The organism is Armatimonadota bacterium, from assembly GCA_016125185.1.
Lineage (GTDB): Bacteria > Armatimonadota > Fimbriimonadia > Fimbriimonadales > Fimbriimonadaceae > Fimbriimonas.
Genome location: WGMG01000009.1, coordinates 31368 through 55582 on the forward strand (window position 1 = coordinate 31368; position 24215 = coordinate 55582).

19 protein-coding genes, 1 tRNA gene and 1 rRNA gene are annotated in these 24215 nt (G+C 57.0%); 7 read left to right on the forward strand and 14 right to left on the reverse strand.

Annotated features, from left to right (window positions below):
• Positions 1–70: 70 nt before the first annotated feature.
• Positions 71–1441, reverse strand: coding sequence for a chromosomal replication initiator protein DnaA (gene dnaA / locus GC165_19420; protein MBI1335040.1), 1371 nt, complete (start codon positions 1439–1441; stop codon positions 71–73).
• Between the two features lie 201 nt (positions 1442–1642).
• On the opposite strand from dnaA, the gene GC165_19425 reads away from it, so the two are divergent.
• A complete protein-coding gene (locus GC165_19425) occupies positions 1643–2296 on the forward strand; it encodes a thiamine diphosphokinase (GenBank protein MBI1335041.1) in 654 nt (217 codons plus the stop codon).
• 92 nt (positions 2297–2388) lie between these two features.
• The gene (locus tag GC165_19430) at positions 2389–2811 is read left to right on the forward strand and encodes an FHA domain-containing protein (GenBank protein ID MBI1335042.1); all 423 of its coding nucleotides are present in this window, start codon (positions 2389–2391) and stop codon (positions 2809–2811) included.
• 3 nt (positions 2812–2814) lie between these two features.
• Here GC165_19430 and GC165_19435 read toward each other — a convergent pair whose 3' ends face one another.
• Positions 2815–3846: a phosphoribosylformylglycinamidine cyclo-ligase gene (locus GC165_19435; GenBank protein ID MBI1335043.1), complete on the reverse strand. Its 1032-nt coding sequence runs from the start codon at positions 3844–3846 to the stop codon at positions 2815–2817.
• A 65-nt stretch (positions 3847–3911) separates the two neighbouring features.
• On the opposite strand from GC165_19435, the gene GC165_19440 reads away from it, so the two are divergent.
• The 3 genes from GC165_19440 to prmC all read left to right on the forward strand — a co-directional run bounded on the left by GC165_19440 (position 3912) and on the right by prmC (position 6049).
• A tRNA-Lys gene (locus GC165_19440) sits at positions 3912–3986 on the forward strand.
• Between the two features lie 151 nt (positions 3987–4137).
• Positions 4138–5247: an AI-2E family transporter gene (locus GC165_19445; protein MBI1335044.1), complete on the forward strand. Its 1110-nt coding sequence runs from the start codon at positions 4138–4140 to the stop codon at positions 5245–5247.
• Positions 5234–6049, forward strand: a complete 816-nt coding sequence (prmC, locus tag GC165_19450) for a peptide chain release factor N(5)-glutamine methyltransferase (GenBank protein MBI1335045.1) — start codon at positions 5234–5236, stop codon at positions 6047–6049. Before GC165_19445 ends, prmC begins: the two co-directional genes overlap by 14 nt.
• Here prmC and GC165_19455 read toward each other — a convergent pair.
• The 8 genes from GC165_19455 to GC165_19490 form a co-directional block, all read right to left on the reverse strand.
• Positions 6028–6885 carry a transglutaminase family protein gene (locus GC165_19455; protein ID MBI1335046.1) on the reverse strand — a complete coding sequence of 286 codons (858 nt, stop codon included), beginning with the start codon at positions 6883–6885 and terminating at the stop codon, positions 6028–6030. The two genes, prmC and GC165_19455, sit on opposite strands and share 22 nt — an antisense overlap.
• A complete protein-coding gene (locus GC165_19460; protein ID MBI1335047.1) occupies positions 6885–7877 on the reverse strand; it encodes an alpha-E domain-containing protein in 993 nt (330 codons plus the stop codon). Before GC165_19460 ends, GC165_19455 begins: the two co-directional genes overlap by 1 nt.
• Positions 7870–9396, reverse strand: a complete 1527-nt coding sequence (locus GC165_19465; GenBank protein ID MBI1335048.1) for a circularly permuted type 2 ATP-grasp protein — start codon at positions 9394–9396, stop codon at positions 7870–7872. The genes GC165_19460 and GC165_19465 overlap by 8 nt, the downstream gene beginning before the upstream one ends.
• A gap of 72 nt (positions 9397–9468) precedes the next feature.
• A complete protein-coding gene (locus GC165_19470) occupies positions 9469–10677 on the reverse strand; it encodes a hypothetical protein (protein MBI1335049.1) in 1209 nt (402 codons plus the stop codon).
• A 442-nt stretch (positions 10678–11119) separates the two neighbouring features.
• Positions 11120–11725 (reverse strand): hypothetical protein, encoded by a 606-nt coding sequence (locus tag GC165_19475; protein ID MBI1335050.1) that lies wholly within the window; start codon positions 11723–11725, stop codon positions 11120–11122.
• 199 nt (positions 11726–11924) lie between these two features.
• Complete coding sequence (locus GC165_19480) at positions 11925–14435, reverse strand: hypothetical protein (protein MBI1335051.1); 2511 nt, start codon at positions 14433–14435, stop codon at positions 11925–11927.
• Positions 14436–14452: 17 nt separating this feature from the next.
• A complete protein-coding gene (locus GC165_19485; GenBank protein MBI1335052.1) occupies positions 14453–15067 on the reverse strand; it encodes a hypothetical protein in 615 nt (204 codons plus the stop codon).
• Between the two features lie 270 nt (positions 15068–15337).
• Positions 15338–16006: a hypothetical protein gene (locus GC165_19490; GenBank protein MBI1335053.1), complete on the reverse strand. Its 669-nt coding sequence runs from the start codon at positions 16004–16006 to the stop codon at positions 15338–15340.
• A gap of 98 nt (positions 16007–16104) precedes the next feature.
• Between GC165_19490 and GC165_19495 the strand changes: the two genes are divergently transcribed.
• Positions 16105–19317, forward strand: a complete 3213-nt coding sequence (locus GC165_19495; GenBank protein MBI1335054.1) for a DUF5050 domain-containing protein — start codon at positions 16105–16107, stop codon at positions 19315–19317.
• A 30-nt stretch (positions 19318–19347) separates the two neighbouring features.
• On the opposite strand, the gene GC165_19500 is transcribed toward GC165_19495, so the two are convergent.
• Together GC165_19500 and GC165_19505 are read right to left on the reverse strand one after the other, a co-directional pair.
• Entirely contained in the window at positions 19348–20181 is an 834-nt protein-coding gene (locus GC165_19500; protein ID MBI1335055.1) for a methyltransferase domain-containing protein, read from the reverse strand.
• Between the two features lie 59 nt (positions 20182–20240).
• Positions 20241–20816 carry a hypothetical protein gene (locus tag GC165_19505; protein MBI1335056.1) on the reverse strand — a complete coding sequence of 192 codons (576 nt, stop codon included), beginning with the start codon at positions 20814–20816 and terminating at the stop codon, positions 20241–20243.
• 103 nt (positions 20817–20919) lie between these two features.
• Between GC165_19505 and GC165_19510 the strand changes: the two genes are divergently transcribed.
• Positions 20920–21957, forward strand: a complete 1038-nt coding sequence (locus GC165_19510; GenBank protein ID MBI1335057.1) for a DUF2332 family protein — start codon at positions 20920–20922, stop codon at positions 21955–21957.
• Positions 21958–22282: 325 nt separating this feature from the next.
• Here the strand turns inward: GC165_19510 and GC165_19515 are convergent, their stop codons facing one another.
• Together GC165_19515 and GC165_19520 are read right to left on the reverse strand one after the other, a co-directional pair.
• A complete protein-coding gene (locus GC165_19515) occupies positions 22283–22525 on the reverse strand; it encodes a DUF433 domain-containing protein (GenBank protein MBI1335058.1) in 243 nt (80 codons plus the stop codon).
• A 154-nt stretch (positions 22526–22679) separates the two neighbouring features.
• Positions 22680–24187 (reverse strand): 16S ribosomal RNA (locus tag GC165_19520).
• Positions 24188–24215: the final 28 nt, after the last annotated feature.

The window sequence follows — 24215 nt, forward strand, 5'->3', positions numbered from 1 at the left end:
AAATTTCGGCCGAGAAAAGCCGCGATCCTCTTCTTGGCTAGAAGCTAGAGGCTTGAAGCTAGAAGCTATCTTAATGCGGATTCAAGCTCTTCAGCAGGCTCTTCACCTGCCCGAGCAGTTCCTTGTCGTGGTGCATCTGCTCGTCGATCTTCTGGTAGCCGTGCATGATCGAGGTGTGGTCTCGGTCGCCAAACTGCGAGCCGATGTGCTTCCACGAGTCGCCAGTGATGCGCCTCGTCAGGAAAATTGCAATGTGGCGAGCGTGGACGACCGGCGCCTTTCGCGACGGGCCCTTCATCTCCTCGACCGTGATATTGAACTGCGTAGAGACCAAATCGACGATCTGGTTGAACCCGGGCTTCGAGAACGAATTCTGATAGTACTGCTCAACGATCGGCTCGGCGAACTCACGGTTCAGCGCCGTGCCCTCCAGCGAGGCCATCGTCACCAGCTTGGTGATCGCACCTTCTAGGACGCGGACGTTACCCGGCACGCTCTCGGCGAGGAACATCGCGAGGTCGTGGTTCAGTTCAACCTCCAGCATCTCTGCCTTCTTCATGATAATCGCGCATCGCGTCTCGGTATCCGGCATCTGAATGTCGGCCACCAATCCCGCCTCGAAGCGAGATCGAAGCCGTTCGTCCATCTGGTAGATGTCCTTCGGCGGTCGGTCGGAGGTCAGCACGATCTGCTTGCCCAGCGAGTGGAGGTAGTTGAACGTGTGGAAGATTTCTTCCTGTGTCTTGTCCTTTCCGGCGAGAAATTGGATGTCGTCCACCAGCCAAACCTCGACGTGCCGGTGCTGGCGGCGGAAGTTCTCGACCTTGTTGGCCTGAAGCGCGTTGATGAACTCTTCGGCAAACTGCTGGGCCGTCATGTACACGATCGACGTGGTGGGGTTGTGCGACAGCAATTCGCGGGCGATGGAGTGCAGAAGGTGCGTTTTACCAAGTCCGCTGGAACCGTAGATAAAAAGCGGATTATATTTTCTCCCTGGTTCCTTTGCGACCGCCTTCGCTCCCGCTACCGCCAATCGGTTACTTTGTCCCACCACGAACTGGCTGAATTGGTACCGCTCGTTGGGCACAAACCGGTTCGTCGGTTCTTGCACCGGTGTATAGGCGACGGCCTTCACCGGGGCGTTGTCCGACTTCTCTCGAGGCTTCGCGAGAACTTCAAGCTGCACACTTTGACCCAATTCATCGCTCAGATAGCTTTGAATGATGCCGGAAAATCGCTCGCGGACCCACTCCTGGAGAAAGCGTCCGGGGGCGCAAAGCCGGACGGTATTCTCCTCGAACGAAACCGGCACCAATGGGCGAATAAAACGGGCCATGATCGGCTCCTGAACTTCACTCGAAATCCTACCGAGAACCCTCTGCCATGCGGCTTCTAAACGTATACGGGATTCGGAGTCTTCAAAGGAAAGCTGGTCTTTCATGGATGTATCGGCGGGGTGCCAGGAGACGGAGTATACAACGGAAAAATTGTTAAGAAAGGGGGGTTTTTTGGACTTTTTTGCGCCGTTTTTTGACCCTCGTTCGTCTTGACATTCTTATGCCTTCCTTATTTAGTTGACTACCCTCTACTGGTTTTTTTGCTAGGGTTGTTCCCGGTTGGTAGACTAACTTCCATATCTTCTATGGCGACACAAAGAGTGCTCGGAGTTTTGGGAGGAGGGCATATGTCCCCAGCCAAAATTGGAGCCTGGATTGAGTCTGCCGACCTCGTGGTTGCCGCCGACAGCGGCTTTCTGAGGGTTCTGGAGGCAGGCTATCTTCCCGACGTCGTCGTCGGCGATTTCGATTCCGTCTCGACCGATCTGATCGGCGACGACGTAGAGGTCATCGTCGATCTCGGGCAGGACGATACCGACTGCGCGAAGCTTCTTCGGTATGTTAAGGACTGCGGTCACGAGTCTGTAACCCTGATCTGCGCCGAAGGCGACCTGACGGACCATTTTCTGGACACCATTCACAGCGCCATCCGTACCGAGTTGAACGTCACCATCGGCCTGGAGCGTGGCCATGCCCACATCCTGGATGGCCCCGTCTTGGCGTCCTATCCCATCGAAGTCGGGCGGCGCACCTCGATGCTGCCCCTCGAGACCATCGAGAATGCCTCAATGGCGGGCGTAGAATGGCCATTCGAGCGCCAAACCCTCTCGGTCCGAGGTTTTACTAGTATTTCGAATCGAGCCACCCAGGCGAGCCTTTCCGTCGCCTTCGACAAGGGTGTTGCGTACCTCTTTATCGAGGCCGACACGCCGTTTTGGAGTGAAAAAGGGGAACCTTAGAGCGACATTTGAATTCAGATTTGTTGACCTAAAGGATCGATTAGCGGTAATTTTTACAGGATTTCGCCGAATAATAGATTCTGGGAGTAACCATGACCGACGACACCCAAGTAGCTGAACCGATTGAAGACCTCGCCACCGATAGCGTCGAGGCAACCGAAGACCAGGCAGCGGCCGCAGAGCCGGGCGTCCTGAAGCCGATTTTGATCGTCAAACGAAATGGCGCGGAAACCGATGAAGTGTTCATCGTGAACAACCCGTGCGTCATCGGACGCTTCGACCCGACGGTCGGACCGATCGACATCGACCTTGGTTCGATGCCGGAAGGCGTCTATGTGAGCCGCAAGCACGCAAAGATCTTCGAGGACGGCGGCGTCTGGAAGATTGCAGACCTCGGCTCCTCGAACGGCACGTTCATCCTCACCAACGACTTCGAAAAGGTCGACGAGGCGGAACTGTCCGACGGCATCGAGATCGCCCTCGGCAACGCTCGCTTCATCTTTCGACTCAGCTAACGTTTAGATCAACTGCACGTCGCGGGAGCCCTGCTGGACTTCCCCGATCACAGCGGCGTGCTCGCCAAACTCGTTCAGGGCATCCACGATGCCCTGGGCGGCGAACCGGTCGACCACCAGAATCATCCCGATTCCCATGTTGAAGGTTCGGTACATTTCCTGTTCGGAAATCTGCCCTGCGTTCTGAATCAACTGGAAGATCGGGCTCGGAGTCCACGACCGCTTTTCGACCAGCACCTTCACGCTCGCTGGCAACACGCGCGGAATATTGTCGAAGAAGCCTCCGCCCGTCAGGTGCGCGATCGCATGAATCGTCGGTTGCTGGAGCAACGGGAAAACCGAGTTGAAGTAGCACCGATGCGGTTCCAAGAGGGCTTGGCCGATGCTACAGCCGAGTTCTTCCGGCTCGTCGCGAACGCTGTATCCGCCGACTTCGAAGAGGGCCCGTCGGGCCAAAGAAAATCCATTGGTGTGCAGGCCGTTGCTGGCCAGGCCAATCACCATGTCGCCCGCATTCACCGTCTTCGGGAGGCGCATTTCGCTTTCCACGATGCCGACGATCGTGCCCACGATGTCGATCTCACCTTCCACATAGACGCCGGGCATTTCGGCGGTTTCGCCGCCGATGAGCGCGCATCCCACCTCGCCACAAGCCTCGGCCATCGAGCCGACAACCGCTTCAAAGACTTCGGCCGAGAGCACCGAGCTGGCGTAGTAGTCGAGGAAGAAAAGCGGCCGGGCACCTTGGCACAGAATGTCGTTCACGCAGTGGTTGACGATGTCCTTACCGAGGTTCGAATAGTCCCCTGCCATTTGGGCCACTTTGGTCTTGGTCCCAACGCCATCGATCGACGAAACGAGCAACGGATTGGAGTAGCCAGGGAAGGTTGCGCGGTACAGCGAACCGAAACTGCCCATCGCGCCAACCACGTCTTCACCCTGCGTGGCCTGAATCTTGCCGACCACGGCGCGGAGCGCGCGGCTCGCCTCGTCGATATTGACTCCGGCGGAAGCGTAGGTCAGTTCATTGCTCATCCCTATTAATCTACCTTGGGCCCCCTTATTTTGGTTCGCCTCGGCGGGGTATCATCTTTCGGTTCGGGTCTGTAGCTCAGCGGTAGAGCAGTGGCCTTTTAAGCCATTGGTCGAGGGTTCGAATCCCTCCGGACCCACCAGACTTCGCCAAGGCTTCGTCTTGGCAATTTTCAAACCCCGACGAATAGGCTGCGCCATTGATGCTGGAGGTCACGACAGCCTCGCTCCAAACTCCCAACTGAAAGAAACGCAACCTCAACCGGCGTATAGTGGTATGAATCGGAAACGTCGATGCAGCCACCTTTCTCCGCCCACCAGATCCGCGGCTTCCTCTTTCTGGCTATCTGCCTGACCGTCGTCGGCCTTTCCGTCACCATTTTGCTCCCGTTCCTGTCGGCCATCCTCTGGGCCACGACGCTCAGCGTCCTGACCTTTCCCTGGTTCGAAAAGTCGCGTAAGCGGTACCAAGCTATCCGAGAATCGGGCGCGACCGGACTCAAAGGTTGGACCGCCAGAGCAGGTGACTCGGTTGCCGCTGTCAAGAGCGTCCTCCTGACTATGCTCGTGATCTGCCTGCCGTTCGTCCTCCTCGGAAGCCTCGCCTTTAGCCAGGTCGGCCCCGCCCTCAACGACATGCAAGGCACGACCGGATTCGAGATGACCGACCGCATCGACCAGGTGCTCCACCCCATCGCCGAGAAGATCGGCATCCACGATTTCCACGTCAAGCAGTGGTGGATCGAGAACTCGGATGAAGTGGTCAAGAACCTGCGCGAGCCCGCTGGGTCATTCGCCAAACGCGCCGGGGCAACCCTCTTCACGATGATCATCGCCCTCCTCTCGATGTTCTTTTTCCAGCGCGACGCCCGCTCGCTCAAGGCCCCGTTCCTCGACTTCTGTGGGCTCCCGCCCGAGAAGGGCGAAGAAATCTTAGTAAAAGTTCAAAAGACGATCCGCGCCGTCTTCTCCGGTTCCGTCATCGTCGCCGTCATCCAGGGCACCATCATGGGCATCACCTACGCCTGCCTCGGCGTGCCTGCTCCCGCCCTCCTTGGCTTCATCTCCATCGTGCTCTGTATCGTGCCCTTGCTCGGCGCGCCGATCATCTATATCCCCGTCGGGCTCCTTTTCCTGGCCCAAGGTGACCTCGTCAAAGCTGCCGTCGTGCTCGGAGTCGGATTCCTGATCGTCAGCCAGATCGACAACGTCCTCAAGCCCTATTTCATCAGCAATCAGGTCAGTCTGCACCCGCTCGCCATCTTCTTTTTCGTGCTCGGCGGCATCTCGCTCTTCGGCCCCATCGGCCTCATGGTCGGCCCAATGATCCTCACCATCTTCCTGGCCCTAGTGGATTACACGCGTGGTTTGCTAAACTTGCCGGAAGTGCATGATTCTGCGTGATTGGCTCATGGAGGCGTCGGACCGTCTCAACCATGCCGGAATAGCCTCGGCCAAGCTCGAGGCCCAGCTTCTCGCCGGTCACGCCATGCTCGTCGATCGGGCCTGGATCCTGTCCCATCCCGAGCATGAAGTCAACGCGCTTGCCCTCGAAGGTCTGCTCCAACGCCGCGAGAATGGCGAGCCGCTCGCCTATATTCTCGGCTACCGCGAGTTCTATGGGCGCAAGTTCCGCGTCGACCGAAACGTCCTCATTCCACGCCACGAAACCGAAGTCCTGATCGAAAAAGCCCTCGAGACCGAAAACAAAATGCTTCGGGTGCTCGACCTCGGCACCGGCTCTGGGTGCGTCGCCATCACCCTAAAACTCGAACGGCCCGAGTGGGACGTCTGGGCGACGGACATCTCGTCGGGGGCTCTGCAGGTCGCCCGCGAAAACGCCGAGACGCTCGGCGCCGAGATCACCTTTCGCCACTCGAACCTCTTCGACTACCTCGAATACGAGAAATTCGACCTCATCGTCTCGAACCCGCCCTACATCGGCCGCGATGAGGAACTGCCGGTGGAGGTGAAGGAATTTGAACCAGAAACCGCTCTCTTTGCTGACAATTTCGGCCTGGAAATCTACCAAAAGATCAGTAAGGACATTCGGTGCAAGCTGGAAAAAGGCGGACGCCTTCTCCTCGAAATCGGACATCTGCAGGGCAAGCTCGTCTCCAATCTGTTCCCTGGCTCGAAGGTCCACAAAGACCTCGACGGCAACGACCGCGTCGTCGAATGGGTCTACGCCGAAGACAAGGCCTGAACGTCCACCCCGACGTCCATCTGTGCGGTTCCGAACCCCATGAAGACGCCCTTGATCGGCGTCACGTCGCTATAGTCGCGCCCGACGTGCACCTTCACATATCGGTCGTCGACCAAGATGTTGTTCGTCGGGTCTACCCCCAGCCATAGGCCGCTCGGCAACAGGACCTCCACCCACGCGTGCGTGGCCTGTGTGCCCCGTAGCTCGTGGTGGTCGCCCAGATACAGGTAGCCGCTGACATACCGCGCCGCAAGCCCAAGTGACCGGCAACAGGCGATCATCAGGTGTGAGAAATCCTGGCAGACCCCCGCCTTCAGGTCGAAAAGCTCATGTAACAGCGAGTGAACGTTGGTCAGGTTCGCCTGATAGTCGAACGTCCCGAAAATCTTCTCCTTCAGTTCCAGCACGAACATCGCGGTGTTGCCCGCCGTCTTCGGCACCAGATCGCCGACGAAAGCCGACACCTCCGGCAACTGCTGAATGTAAGGGCTCTCGGTCAGGAATTCGGCGTAACGGTTTCGGTACTCGTCGTCGGGTTCAAAAACCCAATCGTTCGAAATCAGGTCGATGGACTCAAACACGTCCCGCTGGATCGTCTCCACCACCGACTCGGCCAGCACGTCCAACTCCTCATGGGCGTCCATCACCGAGAAGTGGTTGACGAACCCACCGATCGTCTCATACTCGTACACCTTGGCGCGCGGCGATACCCGCACCTTGTACTCCAGGCACCGCTGAACTTCGTTCGTCAGCGGCTTCAGACGAATCTCGTTATGACTCGCCGACGACTGCCCGACGTACGCGTAATGGGTTCGGTGGTGGATCGAGAGCCTCATCAGAACGAAAGGTAGGTGGAGTAGATCGCGTCGCCGATGCGGTTACACCGCTCCTGCAGGCCCTCCAGGAACTCGTGCAGGCCCTGGGCGACGATGTCTTCCCCATTCATGTAGTTCAAGTCGTTGTACAGCCGTCCGATTTCGCGCTCGGCCCGATTGGTTGGTGCGACCGAATTGTTGCCCGAAATCCGGCGGATATTCTTGTCCACCTGGCGCATCGAATACCGAACGCTGGCGGGAAAATCTGGATTGAGGATCAGAAATTGCGCCACCGCCTCAGGAGTAAACGCCCGGGTGCTGGTCTTCCGAAACGCCTCGAAAGCGCCCACCGACTTTAGCACCGCCGCCCAGCCGTGCGTATCGATCGGACCGCCCACGCTCAGTGGGTCGCGGAATCCGGTTTCGTCGATCGCGACCGTTTCGGCCGAGAATCGAGGCAGAAGGTCATGGTATTTCACGTCGAGAATCCTCGCGGTCTGGTCTGCTCGTTCGAGAAACCGCCCGCACTGGAAGAAGTCTTTCGTCTCCCCCGTCATTAATGTTCGGTCGGCGATGCCTTGGAACAGATGCGAGCTTTCCTTCACCATCTGAAAGAATGCGTTCGGGCTCCGCTTCAGAACCTTATCCACGTTCCACGACTTGTAGTCGAGAAACACCCGGTTGGCGCACTCCCACATCTCACTACTAATCTGATCCCGAATCGCGCGGGCGTTTTCCCGAGCCGAGTTCAGACATGAAGATACAGACGAAAAATTCTTGGGATCGAAGGCAAAAAAGTACAGGATGTTCCGCTCGTTCAGTTCGCTATACCGGTCGTGAAATTCGTCGTCGTTGCCGCTGATGGCCAAGATCGACGACCACCGCAACACCTCGCCGACGTACCGGCTCTCCAGGCCGAAGTGGTAGTGAACGTCGATCATCCTGGCCGTCGCTTCGGCCCGCTCCATGTATCGACCCAGCCAGTACGCGCTGTCCGCGTGGCGGCTAAGCATTCTCACCGCCCTGGAACTGCATCTGCGCCACCGCCGATTGCATTTGGCTCTGATGCGCGGCGTCCTCGAACAGGACCCACGTGTCCTTGCTCCCGCCGCCCTGACTGCTGTTCACCACGTACGACCCCTTACGGAGCGCTACGCGGGTCAGTCCGCCCGGCGTAACCGTGACTTTGTCTTTCCCGACCAAAATGTACGGACGAAGGTCGATGTGCCGACCCTCGAAGTGGTCGCCAAAGAAGCAGGGTGAGCGCGACAAACCGATCAGCGGTTGGCCGATGTAGTTGCGCGGATTTTCTCGAATGCGCTTACGGAATTCGTCGATCTCGTCGTTGGTCGCCTGCGGACCGATGAGCATGCCGTATCCGCCGGACTCGTTGGCGGCTTTGATGACCAACTCGCCGGTGCGCGTCAGCATCTCGTTCAGATCGTCTTCCCGCCACCCGACGTAGGTCGGCACCTGGGCCAGGATCGGCTCCTCGTTCAGATAGAACCGAATCATGTCGTGGACGTACGGGTACACCGCCTTGTCGTCGGCTACGCCGGTTCCAATGCCGTTCGCAATGGCAACGTTGCCGGCGCGATAAGCATTGACGAGCCCGGCGCAGCCGAGGACACTTTCGGGGCGGAAGGTCAACGGGTCGAGGAAGTCGTCGTCCACGCGGCGGTAGATCACATCCACGCGCTTCTTCCCCTTCGTCGTCTTCATGTACACAAAATTGTCGTCCGTAAATAGGTCGCGCCCTTCGACCAGTTCGATGCCCATCTGCTGAGCCAAGAACGCATGCTCGAAGTAGGCGGAATTGAACACGCCCGGAGTTAGGAGGACGACGTTCGGGTCGGAATCATTCCCCTGATACAGCTCGCGCAGGTTGGTGATGAGCTGGGCCGCATAGTCGCCGATGGGCCGGACCTTGCTGTCCTTGAACAGGCTCGGAAACACCTTCATCATTAGCAGGCGGTTCTCCAGCATGTAGCTGACGCCGCTGGGCGTCCGGCAGTTATCCTCCAGCACGCAGTACGTACCCTTGTCGTCGCGGATCAGGTCGGTGCCGCAGATGTGGACGTAGATGTCGTGCGGCGGCTGAGCGCCAGTGAACTCTCGCCGGAAGTTCGAAGCCTTCACAACCAGCTCGGTGGGGATGATGCCGGCACGAAGGATTTCTTGGTCGTGGTAGACATCGTACAGGAAGTGGTTGAGCGCCTTCACCCGCTGGACCAGTCCGTCCTCGATGTGGTCCCACTCGCTGGCAGGAACGATTCTCGGCACGAGATCGACCGGGAACGGCTTCTCGATCCCCTGGTCGCTTCCGTAGACGGTAAAGGTGATGCCTTGGTGAACCAGCGTGAGGTCGGCCAGTTCGCAACGGGCGTGAAACTCTTCCGCCGTCATCTCGGAGAGGCGATTGACCAGACCGGCGTAGTGGGCGCGTGCGGCTCCGTCGGCAAACGCTTCGTCGAAGAATCCATCTTCGGAGTAGCCGGAAAAGAGCGAAAGGGCGGTGTCTGACTCAGCCATGAACGATGACCTGTGGGCACCCTTGACCAAGCCGATTATAGCAAGCGTCCTCGCCTACGTCAAGATCAAGTCTTAGGCCGGTTTCTTGTACTTGGCCAAGGCATCAGTCAGGTGCCAAAGGAGCGGGTCAGACTTGATTTGCCTAGTCAAGGTCTTCAGAAACTTGTGCGCCAGTTCCGATCCCGCGCTTCCGAAAGAATCGATGATCTCGCACTGCTTCATCCAGTCCGACGCGGTCCATGCACTCTGCAATTGCCTGATCGCCTCGCCCTTTTCTGTCAAGTCATCACTGCACTCGACCAGAGTTCGAAGAACTTCAAAGTGCAGATCTGGATCGGAAGCGGACCTCTCCCCCCGAGCGGCGGCGAGGGCCTCCTGGCCATTCAGATGCCTCAAATCCTGCAACATCCGACTTTTTTGGCTCGGTTTGGCATCCCTGAACAGATCCTTCAGGAAAGGAACTGCGTCCTGGTTACCCGAATTCCCCAACGTCGTGGCGGTCAGACCTGCGCTCATCAGCTTTCGGCGATGAGCTTGAATTGCGAAGTAAGCCGCACCGGGTCGGTGTGTCGCGCTAAGGACTCGCCCCAGAATGATCCGAAACTTTGCCTGCTCATCCTTCTCGGTGTAGGGTTGCTGAAGCAGCAGTTCTCCGACTATCTTGACGACGTCATCAGAGTGAACATCCATCAGATACATGCAAGCCTCCCACTTCATGTTCAGCGGGGCATCGGACGTGATGTATTGCAGCAGTTTTGGCGCGTAAAAGTGCTTATTTTCCCAGAATTGCACCATAAATCCGTAGGCTAAGGTGGTCTCCAACTCGACGCTCCCGAGCTCAGCCTTTTGGGTTTCAACAAGGGCACTCTCCAACGTTGGCGCCGGAAGTAGCCTAAACGTCAGTTTGGATTGCATCACCTGCCCAGGAGCGGGGAGAAGGACGAGGTCTCCTTTTTCACCCTTCACCATAACAAGACCCGAAAAGTACGTTTGCCCACTAAACGGGGCACTTGCTTTGCCAATCTCATGATCGTTGTAGGTTTCGACCTTTAACTGAAGCTGGTTGCCCAGATCCTTCCAAGCCCCCGCCAAATAAGACACGTTGAACGACCTGGGTGTGATCGACAGATATCCGGGGAAAATGGCCTGATACAGATCTCGATCTTTTTCAGCGCAGCTCGAATAGTCCGGTTTGTAGATTCCGCACGGAGCCTTGAACTCCATCAGCAACGGCTTTTGAGCCGCTTGTGCCAGTGCGACCAACGGAACCAGAAACGTCATGGCTATTCCCCAATACGATTATAGGGGAAGTTTGGTTGACCTCAAATCACCCATTGGTTGCCGCCTCGCTTAGGTTCAACGGACCGCAATTCACGATCACTTACCTAAGAAAGTAGTAAGTGATGATCTCGTATGAAAGCGACGATCATCACGATTCCATGCCTTAGGGAAATGAAAGTGATTTGTCATTCGCTGGAGAGTGGGCGTCACTTTGGCGAGAGAACTGCATTTTAGAACCGTCGTGGCACCGGTAAAGACGTCTGCTTTGTCCGCCGAAGTCCAAGGAACGAGGACGTAGGAGGACGAAGTTGGGATTTACCAGTGGTTTCACGAGCACCGTGTCCCAAGTCCGATCCTTTCCCGCATAGCCTTCGGCTATACGGGCCACCCGAGTCTGTCTCCTTGTATCACTCAGCGGGCATTTCTAACTGGGAGGGCGGGTTCATGATTGGCTACTTGGTTCTCCTTGAGGAGCCATCCTGTCTCTTGGCGACTTTTGGAAACCCGTGACTACGGGTTTCGAGTAGAAAGTTAAACCGCCAAAGTTCGCAGATTCCGGGGTCGTTGCCCCAAATCGAATTTTGTTCTGCCCAGCTAGTGCCTTCCTTTCTTCATTATCGGGGACCCAAGTGATCACCTTTGATTCGCCAGGAGCCCAGGACATTTCATATTTAGCCGCTGAAATCAAATCAATCAAGTCGATCCAGCCGCCGACTTTGGTAATTTCAGGGTCTTCGTTTACACCATCAACCGAGATGTAAATGTCTTCCTCCTTCTGAGGGCCCAGGTTCGTGACGGTTATTGCGATTCGCAAACTTGGACTCTTTGAAAGAACTTTCGCGGTGACCGCGAGCTTCGTCTTCGAAATATCCTTGGGAATCTTGTCACTTGCGGGACCATATCTGACGGCTGGCGGTGTCTTCGATGGGGGGACCCGATCGCCCTCTATTGCTACGGACGCGCTGGTACTGCCGCCACCGGAGTGAGCGTTGCAGGCAATTCCCGTGACCAGAATTGCTAACCAGACACTTTGGTATCTTCCACTCACTCTCTAACCTATCCTTTCCTTAACGTTCAGGTTCAAATCGCTGAAATCACGTTCACATCATCTATAAATAGATGATGTGATGATAACCATGAAGAGCGCAACCGAGATCATCATTTTTCCGTGGGTAAGGGAAATGATCGTGATAACACAATGAGCTTCACGGTCACTTCCCTAAGGCATGGAATCGTGATGATTTCAACTAGTCGTCGCTCTCACCGTCCAGATTCATGCCCGGACGCTCGTTCGGCCGAGCCGGATACGGCCGCGACCCTTTATAGATCGAATACCACTCGATCCGATTAAGCCAATACGGATCGGCGCGATCCATCGACGACCAATCGAGCGACATCGACTTTTCGTACCAGTACCGATCTTCCTTCGTCATCGCCGCCTTGCGACCCGGGTTCGGCTCGTCGAACGGAATGTTGTTCGGCGCAATCTCGTAAGGCGTCAGGTCGGGCGTATCCGAAAAGCAGTCCATCGCCGGACGAGCGATCGCGTCGTAGCGCGACAACGGCCCAAAGCCCAGCATCATGCCCATCGTCTTCATCAGGCTCACCTGGGTCAAGAACTCGCTACTGACGTATTTCCGCTTGGTGTAAGGGCTGATGATCAGCGTGCTGGTCCGGTGTCCGTCCACGTGGTCGGGACCCGACTGCGAGTCGTCCTCGGTCACGATGATCGCCGTGTCCTTGAAGTACTTCGAGTGGCTGACCAGTGACACCAACCGCCCTAGCGCGTAGTCGTTGTCGGCCTGCATCGCCCGTGGCGTCGGGTACGCCGGGTTGGTGCCCTCGGTGTGGTCGCACGGCAACGACATCACCATTAGGTTCGGGAGCTTGCCGTTGGCCTCAAACTCCTTGAACTCCTTCTCAAACGTGTCAATTCGGTGCTGATCGCTCTGCACCAGCGGCCAGTAATGGTAGCCCGGCGCGAGAATCGGCTTCAGGGACGGGACTTCGGTGGTGGGCAGATACGTGAACTTGTTGGTGCCCGACACGCGGTCCTGCCACGCTTCGAACCAGTCCTTCGGCTTGTACGGCTTGTAGATCGGATGCTCGTCGTCGGCCCACTCGCCGTACACCCGAACCTTCAAGCCCTTCTTCATCGCCGCATCCCAAATTCGGTCGCCGCTGTTCAGCGAGAGCGCGTCGGTGCCGTCGTCTGGGTAGGTGCGCGAGTAGCCGACGTAGAAGTGCTCCAGGTAGTCGTTGGCATACGACTCATCGCACCAGTGGTGGCCGTCGGCGCTATTCGTGCCGCAAGTGTAGGCATTGTCGAACAGCGTAAATGTCCGCGCGATTTTCTGGTGGTTGGGCATGACCTTGCTACCCAAACTGCACAGCGACGGGTCGCCGTTGCCTTCCGGCATATCGCCGTAAATGTCGTCGTAGGTGCGGTTCTCCTTGATCACGTAAATCACGTGCTTGATCGCCCCGTGGTAGACCTTCAGGTCCGGCTTTTGCCCGCTCGCCGGGTCGTTCCAGCTATTGAACTGCGCGACCTTATCCGTCTCCGTCTTCAGGTCGTTGGCTAGGTCGATCACCGAAACCGTGCCGACAAAGTCATGCGTGTTGCGCCGATTGCTGTCCTTCAGCGTCTCGCGCACCGAGCCGTCGCCCTTCGTATTGAGGGCATAAATCTTCTTGCCGTCGACGCTCAGGTGGACGGCGGTGGGATAGTAACCTGCCGGTCGGAACCCCATCACCTTTCCACTGTTGGCGTCCATCTCGCAAATCGCGTTGTCGCCGCCATCGGCGATGTAGAGCGTGTCGCCCTGCTTCGCCAAGGCGTTGGGCATCGAGCCGATCAGCTTGTATTTGGTGGTGCGGATCGTCCACGATTTCGACCGCTTTTTGGCCTTCAGGTCGAGCACGTCGACGGTGTCGCTTTGCGCGCAGGCGACAAATGCTCGGTCGCCGTCGCACAGGATTTCCGTCGGGTGGAAGCCGGTCGCGATGTCGGAGCGTTCCATCGTCGCGAGGTTCGTCATCGTGACACTGCCAGTCAGCACCGAGCCCTGCTTGTTAATCGCAACACGCGTGTTGCCGCTCGCCATCGTCACGTCGTCACCTTTCGGCTCAAATCCCGCCCAGTTGCTGACGAGGAGCGACTGCTCGTCGGACGTCAACGTACAGCCAAAGGGAATCTTGCCGCTGGGGATGAACTTGGTCGATTCGTAGCTTCCAAGATCGACTTCGACCACGCCGTCCCAGTCGGCGCACGCCACATACAGCTTGGTCCCCGCCTTGTTGATGCACAGCCCACCCGGAACCGGGTTCCCCTTCTTGTCTGGAGCCTTCAGAGTGATCTTCTCGCCTTTCGTCAGCAGGTCGCCGTCGTAATCAAACTCCTGCAGATGTCCGGCATCGGTCGTGAGGATGAGCTTCTTGCCGTCCGGCGTCCAGGCGATGCCATGAAAGCCGGAATTCGCGCCGATAGCGACCTCGGTATCGGGAAGGACATGCGTCTCGTCGCACAAAAAGACCTTGTTCTTGGCCGCCACCGCGATCACCTTGCCGCCTGGATGCACGGCCAGGTCGGAGAGCCGCTGTTCGTAGGGAATCGTGCCCGCCTGGATGGTCTGGCCGGACGACACGAGGAAGGTCCCGTCCGCCTGTGGCCCCATATGAACCACCGATTTGATCGCCTGATACGTGAGCGCCGACGCCGCGAGTCCCGCCAGTGCGATCGCGATTCCCTTTTTCATGAGGAAATGTTACGCCCTCAGGAAGGCGAAGTTCCATCTTTGGACCGTTCTGTTAACGCATAATCCCGGATTCTTGCCGCCTCACCATCGATGAAAGCTCGGTAGGCATCGGGGTAGACAAAGAAAAGGTGCCGCTGGTCAGATTTGGCCAACTGCGAGCACAACTGCTCTCTTCCAACTGCCGCATCGGTCCTTAGATTGAAGATCGAAGGAGTCCAGTCGCCGATGAAATTGACCCCGATCCGGTCTCCTCGCTCTCCCAAGAACCCCTTGAGAACCGCTGATGTTCCGTCATCGAGACTGACCTCCCAAGCAGTGTCTTCAAATACCATGTGCATTCGCTCGACCTCTGCGTGCTCATTTTCGATCACTTTGCGCAAATCGCTCGCTTCTTCGCCCAACCAATTGGCAAACCAAGCGACGGCACAAAGGAGTGCTAGGGGAGCGGCCACTTCGTACAGGACCATCTGATAGACGACGGCAAGCGCGATAACCGCGACGGAGACCGAGAAAAGCCCGAGATGCCGGTACAACCGAACCCGGCGAGCCGACTTCAATCGATTCCGATGGATCTGCCATGCATTCGTGGTCGGGAAAACCCGTACGATCGTCCCCATAATCGATCGGTCCACACCGTTCATGTCTCAGGAATTACCCGACTGGCCTCAGCGCCGTTTCAAACCAGCGCCATTTTTTGGTTTTCGATTCTGATCCTTTTGGGATCGGAGTTCGCCCATCCATCACTTACTAATTCGTTGGCATTAGCCTGCGGTACGAGGTGCAAACAAGGGCCCGACGAGAGATGATGGCGAAAACATGGACATTACACCGTTCGAGTGGCGTGATGTAACATCGCAATTCTCGGATTACGGTTCACTGTTTGCGGCTAGAAGCTCAACGACCTACTTCGCTGCCCACAAGAATCCGCGTCGCATCAGCTCTCGCGGGACCTCGGCTTCCAAGATGTCGCAATGGTGCCCGAGGGCGTTATAGAACACCCGCCCCTTGCCATACATCTTCGTGTACACCTGCGGCATCTTGCACGGATTCGCCGTGTGCGGCCCATCCGCTCCGGGAGTCGGGAAATCGCACGTCGCCAGCACGTTCACGCCCGGATCGACGTGCAGGTAGTACTGCTCCGAAGCCACTTCGAAGTCCGGCAGACCCTCGGTGATCTCGTGGGGATTGGCCCGATTGAGATGGATCGTGTACTTCACGCCGTCGTTGCCAGGGTGAGAAACCCACTGCGAGCCGGTCATAAACTGCCATTCGGTATTGGCCCGAAACGCATCGCACATGCCGCCGTGGCAACCGGCCATGCCGATGCCGTGCTCGGCAACCGCCTTCCGCACCGGCTCGAACTGCTCGTTCGAAATCTCGCTCATTGTGATGACCGGAACCAGAAGATTCTGAGCGAAAACCAACGACTCATCGGCGAAGGAATCCATCGTGTTCGAGATCGTCACTGCGAACCCTTCGGCACCAAGAATTTCGCCGAAGAAGTGGGCCACCTTTTCCGGCTCGTGGCCGTCCCAACCACCCCAAACGATCAGCGCATTCTTAGTTGACATGCTAGGAATTATGATCGGCGTTGCAACTTTTACGAAACGGTAGCCGGTAACTTAACAGGAAACCCACACAAGATCGATCTTGGGGGAATTTCGTTCCTATGACATCATTATCAGTTCTGGCTATCGCGTCAACCCTGATGCACGCGCAGACTCAAACCATCGAACCGCGCTTGCTCCGCCAGCCCGATATCCACGGAGACACCATTGTTTTCCTGTATGCGGGCGACCTGTGGGCATCCTCTACGCAAGATGGATCAGTCGCGCGAAAAATCGCCTCAGACGTTGGCTCGCGCCTCGGAAATCCGGCTAGCAGCCCCTACACTCGACCTCAAATCTCGCCTGATGGCAAGCTCGTCGCGTTCACCGGAACGTTTGACGGCGCTGCCAACATTTATGTCGTTCCCATCGGAGGCGGCGAGCCAAAGCGCGTCACCTACAGCAACGGCACCGACCAAGCCCTCGGCTGGACGCCGGACGGCAAGATCGCCTTTGCCACCAGCGAAGGCGTGCCCTATCTCGGCCGCCAGTCCAAGCTGATGCTCGTCAGCCCTAAGGGCGGCGTCCCCGAGGACACGCCGGTGAAGGAGATCGCCACCGTATCCTTCTTCCCCGACGGCCACACCATCGCCTACAACCGCGTCAACAGCTTCCTCTTCAACTGGCGACGGTACCGAGGCGGCACGCAGGGTCGAGTTTCGATCTACGACATGAAGACCAACAAGTACGAAGAATTGCCCGCCAAGCGCGAGCAGGCGTACTACCCGATGGTCGTCGGCGACTCGATCTATTACATCTCCGACCGCGCCAACGGCACGCTGAACCTGTACAAGCACTCGGGCAACAAGGAAACCCAGCTCACCAAGTTCGACGACGCCGACATCCGCTGGCCCAACACCGATGGTCAGAACATCGTCTACGAACGCGACGGCTACCTGTACGAGTACTCGCTGAAGTCGGACAGCGCGAAGAAGATCGACATCCGCATTCCTTCTGAAAACCTGGCCGCCCGCCCGGCGCTCAAGAATCTGGTGCCATACATCACTGACTTCTCCCTCTCGCCTTCGGGCGTCCGTCTGACGGTCGCGGCGCGCGGTGAAGTCTTCTCGGTTCCTGTCAAGTCGGGTCCGACGCGAAACATGACGAACTCCAGCGGCTCCCGCGAAAAGAACGTCGATTGGTCGCCGGATGGCAAGCTGGTCTCCTACCTCAGCGACAAATCCGGCGAATGGGAGCTCTACACGCAGGATCAACTCGGTGGCGACGAAACCAAACTGACCGACGGCTCGGTGAAGATCGACGGCTACACGTGGTCGCCCGATGGAAAGAAGATTGCCCTCTTCGGCCCGACGACGACGGTCAGCATCCTCGACGTCGATACCAAGAAGATTTCGACCGTAGACGACCTGCCGTACGGCGGAGGCGGATTCAGCTTCTCGAACGACGGCAAGTGGCTCGCCTACGCCAAGGGCCGCGATGGCGGCTACAAGGCCATCTACATCTACGAAATCGCCACCGGCAAGAAGACCAAGGTCACCGAAGGCTTCTTCGATGACAGCGACGTCTGCTTCGACAAGGACAGCAAGTGGCTGTTCTTCTCCTCCAGCCGCGAGTTCGCTCCGACGTTTGGGCGACTGGAATTCAGCCTCAAGGTCGATGAGACCGAGCGGCTGTACGCCGCTTCGCTCAGCGCCGACACCCCGAACCCGTTCCTGGTGAAGGACGACGAAGAGCCGACCAAGAAGGGTGAGAAGAAGGATGACGACAAGCCGAAGGATTCGCCGGTCGATCTCGAGGGCATCGAGAAGCGCGTCATGGTCCTGCCGATGGACGTCGGCGCTTATGGGAACCTAACCTCGGCCGACAACGGATTCTTCTACGTCACCGACGGCACCCTGTACCAGTACACGATGGGCGCAAAACAGCCGGTGGCTATCTACGAGCACATCGGACCGTTCACCATGAACGCCTCGCACACCAAGCTGGCGGCCATGGTTCCGGGACGCGGAATCCAGGTCCTGACCATTCAGCCGGGCCTCAACGCCCAGCAAGGCCACGTCGACCTCGGCAACGTCGAAGCCGTCATCGATCCCCGCGCGGAGTGGCATGATATTCTCGTCGATGCCTGGCGCTACGAGCGAGACAACTTCTACGACCCGAAGATGGCCGGTAACGACTGGGACGCAGTTCTCAAGCGATACGAGGGCTACCTGAAATGGGTAAACCACCGAACCGACCTTAGCTATATCCTCGGCATGATGATTGGCGAACTCGGCACGGGCCACGCCTACGTCCAAGGACGCGGCGACATTGGTACGGCCGGTCTCATCCGCACTCAGGTCGGCACCCTCTGCGCCGACTACGAAATCAAGGGCGACCACGTAGCGTTCAAGAACATTCTTCGAGGGTCCAATGACTTCGAGGAGTATCAAACGCCGCTCGGCATGCCTGGCGTCGATGTTCAGAACGGCGACTACCTGCTCGCGATCGACGGTAAGACCGTCACCGCCGACACGAATCCGAACGAATTCCTCGTCGGCAAGGTTGGCAAGGTCGTGACGCTCACCGTCAACTCGGTTCCATCGATGTCCGGCGCTCGCGACGTCTACGTCAAGCCGGCTGGCTCCGACATGATGGCTCGCTACTATGAGTTCATCGAGAACAATCGCAAGTTGGTCTCTAAGCTCTCTGGCGGGCGAATCGGCTACATGCACATCCAAAACACGGCGGCGCAGGGAGCTAGCGACTTCGTTCGCGGTTTCTACTCGCAGACCGACAAGGATGCGATGATCGTGGACGAGCGATGGAACGGCGGTGGCTATATCCAGCCATGGTTCGTGGACACCCTGTCTCGCCACAAGAAGGCGATGATCGAGCCGCGATACGGCGCGCACCAACCGGAAGAGCCGGTAATCGAAGGCCCCATGTGCCTCATGATCAACCAGTACGCCGGATCGGGTGGCGACTTCTTCCCCTACATGTTCCGACAGGCCAAGCGCGGTCCGCTCATCGGAAAGCGAACCTGGGGCGGCCTCGTTGGCATCAACGGTGGATACACGCTGGTCGATGGCGGCAACCTCACGGCGCCGACTTTCGCGATCTATAACCCGGACACCGGCGACATCATTGCCGAGAACCAGGGCATCGATCCCGACATCGACGTGGATATGCGCCCCGACCTCGTGGCCGACGGACAAGATCCCCAGCTCGAAGCGGCGGTCAAGTACCTGATGGATCAGCTCGCCAAGATGCCTCCGAAGAAGAAAGACGTCGACATTCCAAAGGTCGGCAAGAACGGCAAAATCAACCCGTAAGGGTTGCTCATTCGAACCCAGACGGAATCGCTACTGGGCGATCTCTCTGGGTTCGAGCCATTTACGGCCCACGGCCATGATGTGGGCTGACATTCCCAACAGCGACGGCTGTTGTTCGATCTCACGCAGATGCCCCATCAACTTCTCGTTGAGTGGTGATTCCGCCAACTCGGCGTAGTTGGGCATCAGCCAGGCAGGGCCTTCGATGCCATGAAGCGAAATATCCAAGAATCCTGCGTGCTGAAGCTCTCCTTTCAGCTCGTTTGGCTCGTGAAACTTGGTCGTCGTAAAGTAGTCGGGGTGCCCCGTCGGGTTCCGATGCTGGCCATCGACTAAGTCCAGGTCGACAATGGTCTGAAAATTCGGATCGTCAATGAGGCCCCGGAAATACCCATCGAACAGCGAGGCGAAGCGGGAAATGCCCACGGCGAAGATTCGTCCACCCGGCTTTAGAACTCGGCTCGCCTCTTCCAGCGCCTGAATGCGGTCTCGCCGCTCCGTCAGGTGGTACAGTGGGCCAAACAGAAGAACCATGTCGAACGACTCATCGCCAAATCGGGTTCCACGGGCGTCGCCCACCGAAATCGAAGCCAGGGTGTAGCTCTGCACCAGCTTCTTGGCCACCTCGATGTGCGATTCCATCGCATCAACTAGGTGAACTTCATAGCCTAGGTTGGCCAACCAAAACGAATAGTGTCCGGTTCCGCCACCGAGGTCGAGCACTTTGGCTGGCGGCTGAAACAGATGCCGAAGAAGAATGTCTTTGGATCGCTCGAATTCCAACTTGCCGTGGGGCGTCAGGAGCCGTCCGTGCTCCTTGCCCTCGAGATAATGCTCGATCGCTTCTTGGGTGAGGCTGTCCATTCTCAATTATAGCTTTGGCTATATGAGCAGGATTTGAAGGTGGTCCTAGACAACTTCTTCTAAGATCCAGGTCCGAGAACGTTCTCAATACGTTGAAGATTGGGATTTATGTCAACGCCAAACTCTTGGGCCACCTTTGCCGGATCGCTTTTTGGGATCGAGATCGTCGCCTCAGGCAAGTCGCCGCGGAGCATCATCGCACCAGCCGAAAAGCAGATGTCCACCTCCACCCGCTTCTGTCCTTTCGTCGCAAAGACGAAATGCCGCGGGTCTGAGCACGAGTTGGCGCCTTGGCGAGAAGCCTTCAATGACTGTAGAAAGGCCACAACCCGTGATCGATTGACCGATGGCACTTCTAGTCGGCTTTCGGCCCGCATCGCCCCATACACCGCCCGCTGCCGATCAGACATGGTCGGAGAAAGCGACTGCTGACCGTCAATATTCGAAGCGCCCTGCCACGGATCAGTGGTCGCATAGAGCTCGACCCTATCCGCCCGTGCAATGAAGTCGAGGTATCGGTCGAAGCGTCCGTCTGGAGTCCAGAGGTAATACTGGCGGTAGGCAACGAAAGCCACGATGCCAATGATTCCGGCGGTAAAGGCCCACCGAATGTGATAGCCCCTCACTATCGCCATGGTCTACTTGCTTCGACTATGGGCTTCTCGCTAGGTTCCACCAAAGCGAAGTTTTCCGACTTGGACAAAAGTCTCACGCATTGGGTGAGAACGACCTCACGACCTGCCGATTATACTTATCACCGTGTCGAGTTCGTTAGCAAATCGTTTCATCACCTTTTCGAACGAGTGCGAAGGTTCCAGCGAGCTTTACCAAAACCTTTCGGTGCGTATCGCCCAGGACGAAGACATGCTTGGCCTGGCGGCGACCAGTCGCGAGGGGCAACCCGAGCCCAATATGCTTTTCGGCGCCGTACAGTACATGTTACTGACCGGCAAGACCAATCCGCTCAGCCGATATTTTCCCAGCATCACCATGACTCCCGAGAGCCCGGATATGGCCTTTCCGGCCTTTCGAAAATTTGCTCTCCAGCATCAAGGTGAAATTGAAGACTTGCTCGGTTCAAAGCTGGTTCAGACCAACGAGGTTCAGCGCTCGGCTTACATCTTTCCGGCCATCGTCACTACCCATCGCCTCTTCGGCGATCGACCGATCTCGATGATCGAAATTGGCGCGAGTGCCGGTTTCAATCTGCTTTGGGACCAATACAGCTACCAGTACGACGAAGACGAACCCGTTGGTCTGCTCGCTTCAAGCCTTAAAGTGACGAGCTCTTTCCAGGGCGATAAGCGCCCGGACCTAAGCGGTGGATTTCCGACCATCAATTCTCGGGTTGGCATCGACCTCAACCCCGTCGATCTGTTGGACAAGGACCAGATCACATGGCTTCAGGCCTTGATCTGGCCTGAGCATTTCGAGCGACGCGCCCGCTTTGCCAAGGCGGCGCGAATTGCGATGGTCAACCCGGTCAATGTGATTCAAGGAGACGCGGTAGAACTCCTGCCCGGTCAACTCGCTGAGATTCCGGCGACCGACGTTGCCTACGTTTACCACACCCACGTGGCTAACCAGATGAGCCTTGAACAGCGGACCAAGCTGTTCGAGACCATCGACGAGTTCGGCAAGAAGCAGGACATCGTTCACTTGTACAACAACGTTGAGCCGCACTTCCATGCGACTATTTATCGCAACGGCGAGCGCATTGACCGTCCGATTGCCAAAACCGATGGCCACGCTCGCTGGATCGAGTGGCTAGACTAGCCTTCAGGCGCGACTCGAACGATAGTCCCTGGTACGAGTGAGGCGATGCACTTCTCGACTTGACCACAAGGCGCAACCACTGACGCTTTGCCCTGGCTGGCCGGTTTCAGAATCAGAATCGAGATTCTTCTTCCCGTCATGTTCTGTTCGGAAGGGATGTTATCATCGAGTGTAAGGAGGACGTCAAATCCGTTCTCTTCGGCTCTTCTCAAAAGCTCTCCATTCTTCGTGCCGCTCCAACCGAGGCGAGTAACACTTGAGCAGTCGTGAGATAAGAGATGATTGGCAAGACTGAACGGCATGTTTTCGTCGAACAGGAGTTTTATTAACTCGCCAATTCGATTCCGGCCTCAACACGGGTCCGGTCCTGTTGCCAACCGACGACCGTCAACGCTTGATCTCTGGAAACGGACGGATATTCCTGAACAAAATCGTCGACGCCCACTCCTTCGTCGAGGTTGTCTAAAAGAACGGTCAAAGGAACGCGAGTTCCAGCCAAGCATAGTTCACCGTGCATGACATCGGGATCCATGCTTAGCACTTTTTCAAGCCCTACTGGAATGACCATCTCAACCCTATTCTACGAGAAATGAGGAATTCAAAAACAAAAAAGACCCCCAAAATGGGAGCCTCAAATGTTTACGAACTTTAGAAAGCGGAGAAGAAGACAGTTTCGACCTAGATATGTCGGCCTCTGCAGTGCAGAAGCGAGTGCTTATCTTTTAAGGAGGTGATCCACCCACACCTTCCGGTACGGGTACCTTGTTACGACTTAGTCCCCCTTACCCCCCTCACCTTCGGCCGCTCCCTCCTTACGGTTAGGCCACGGACTTCGGGTGAAGACAATTCAGGTGACTTGACGGGCGGTGTGTACAAGACCCGGGAACGTATTCAACGCAGTATAGCTGACCTGCGTTTACTAGCGATTCCGCCTTTATGCAGTCGAGTTGCAGACTGCAATCTGAACTGGGGGCGTATTTTTGGGATTGGCTCCACCTCGCGGTATTGCTGCCCTTTGTTGCGCCCATTGTAGCATGTGTGTAGCCCCAGGCGTAAGAGCCATGCTGACTTGACGTCATCCACACCTTCCTCCGGCTTACACCGGCGGTCTCCTGTGAGTGCCCGACTTTACTCGCTGGTAACACAGGACGTGGGTTGCGCTCGTTGGCGGACTTAACCGTACACCTCACGGCACGAGCTGACGACAGCCATGCAACATCTGTCTTCACGTCTCCTTGTGAGAGAGGAGCCCCTTTCAGGGCTTTGCGATCGATGTCAAACCTGGGTAAGGTTCTTCGGTTAGTATCGAATTAAACCACATGCTCCACCGCTTGTGCGGGTCCCCGTCAATTCATTTGAGTTTCAACCTTGCGGCCGTAGTCCCCAGGCGGGATACTTAACGCGTTAGCTACGGTCACGAGAGGGGTCGATACCTCTCACGACTAGTATCCATCGTTTAGGGCGTGGACTACCAGGGTATCTAATCCTGTTTGCTACCCACGCTTTCGCTCCTCAGCGTCAGATAAAGCCCAGTAACCTGCCTTCGCCATGGGTGTTCCTCCTGATATCAACGCATTTCACCGCTACACCAGGAATTCCAGTTACCTCTGCTTTCCTCAAGTCTGCCAGTATGCGAAGCAGTTTCCGTGTTGAGCACTGGAGATTTCACTTCACACTTAACAGACCGCCTACGAGCTCTTTACGCCCAGTAAATCCGGACAACGCTTGCTCCCTACGTCTTACCGCGGCTGCTGGCACGTAGTTAGCCGGAGCTTATTCTTCAGGTACCGTCCTAAGTCTTTCCTGAAAAAAGGACTTTACAACCCTAAGGCCTTCATCGTCCACGCGGCGTCGCTGCATCAGGGTTTCCCCCATTGTGCAAGATTCCCAACTGCTGCCACCCGTAGGTGTGTGGGCCGTGTCCCAGTCCCACTCGTGCGGATCATCCTCTCAGACCCGCTACCCGTCGTCGGCTTGGTGAGCCATTACCTCACCAACTACCTGATAGGCCATGAGACGCTCCTTAAGCGAAAAACCATTTAATGGAATGGTGATGCCACCACTCCGCCACATCTGGTATTACGCCGGGTTTCCTCGGTATATCCCAGTCTTAAGGGCACGTTTCTCATGTATTACTACGCCGTTCGCCACTACCCCGAAGGGTCGTTCGACTTGCATGTTTTAGGCACGCCGCCAGCGTTCGTCCTGAGCCATGATCAAACTCTCCGTAGAAAGTGTTGACCAAACTACCTACCCGA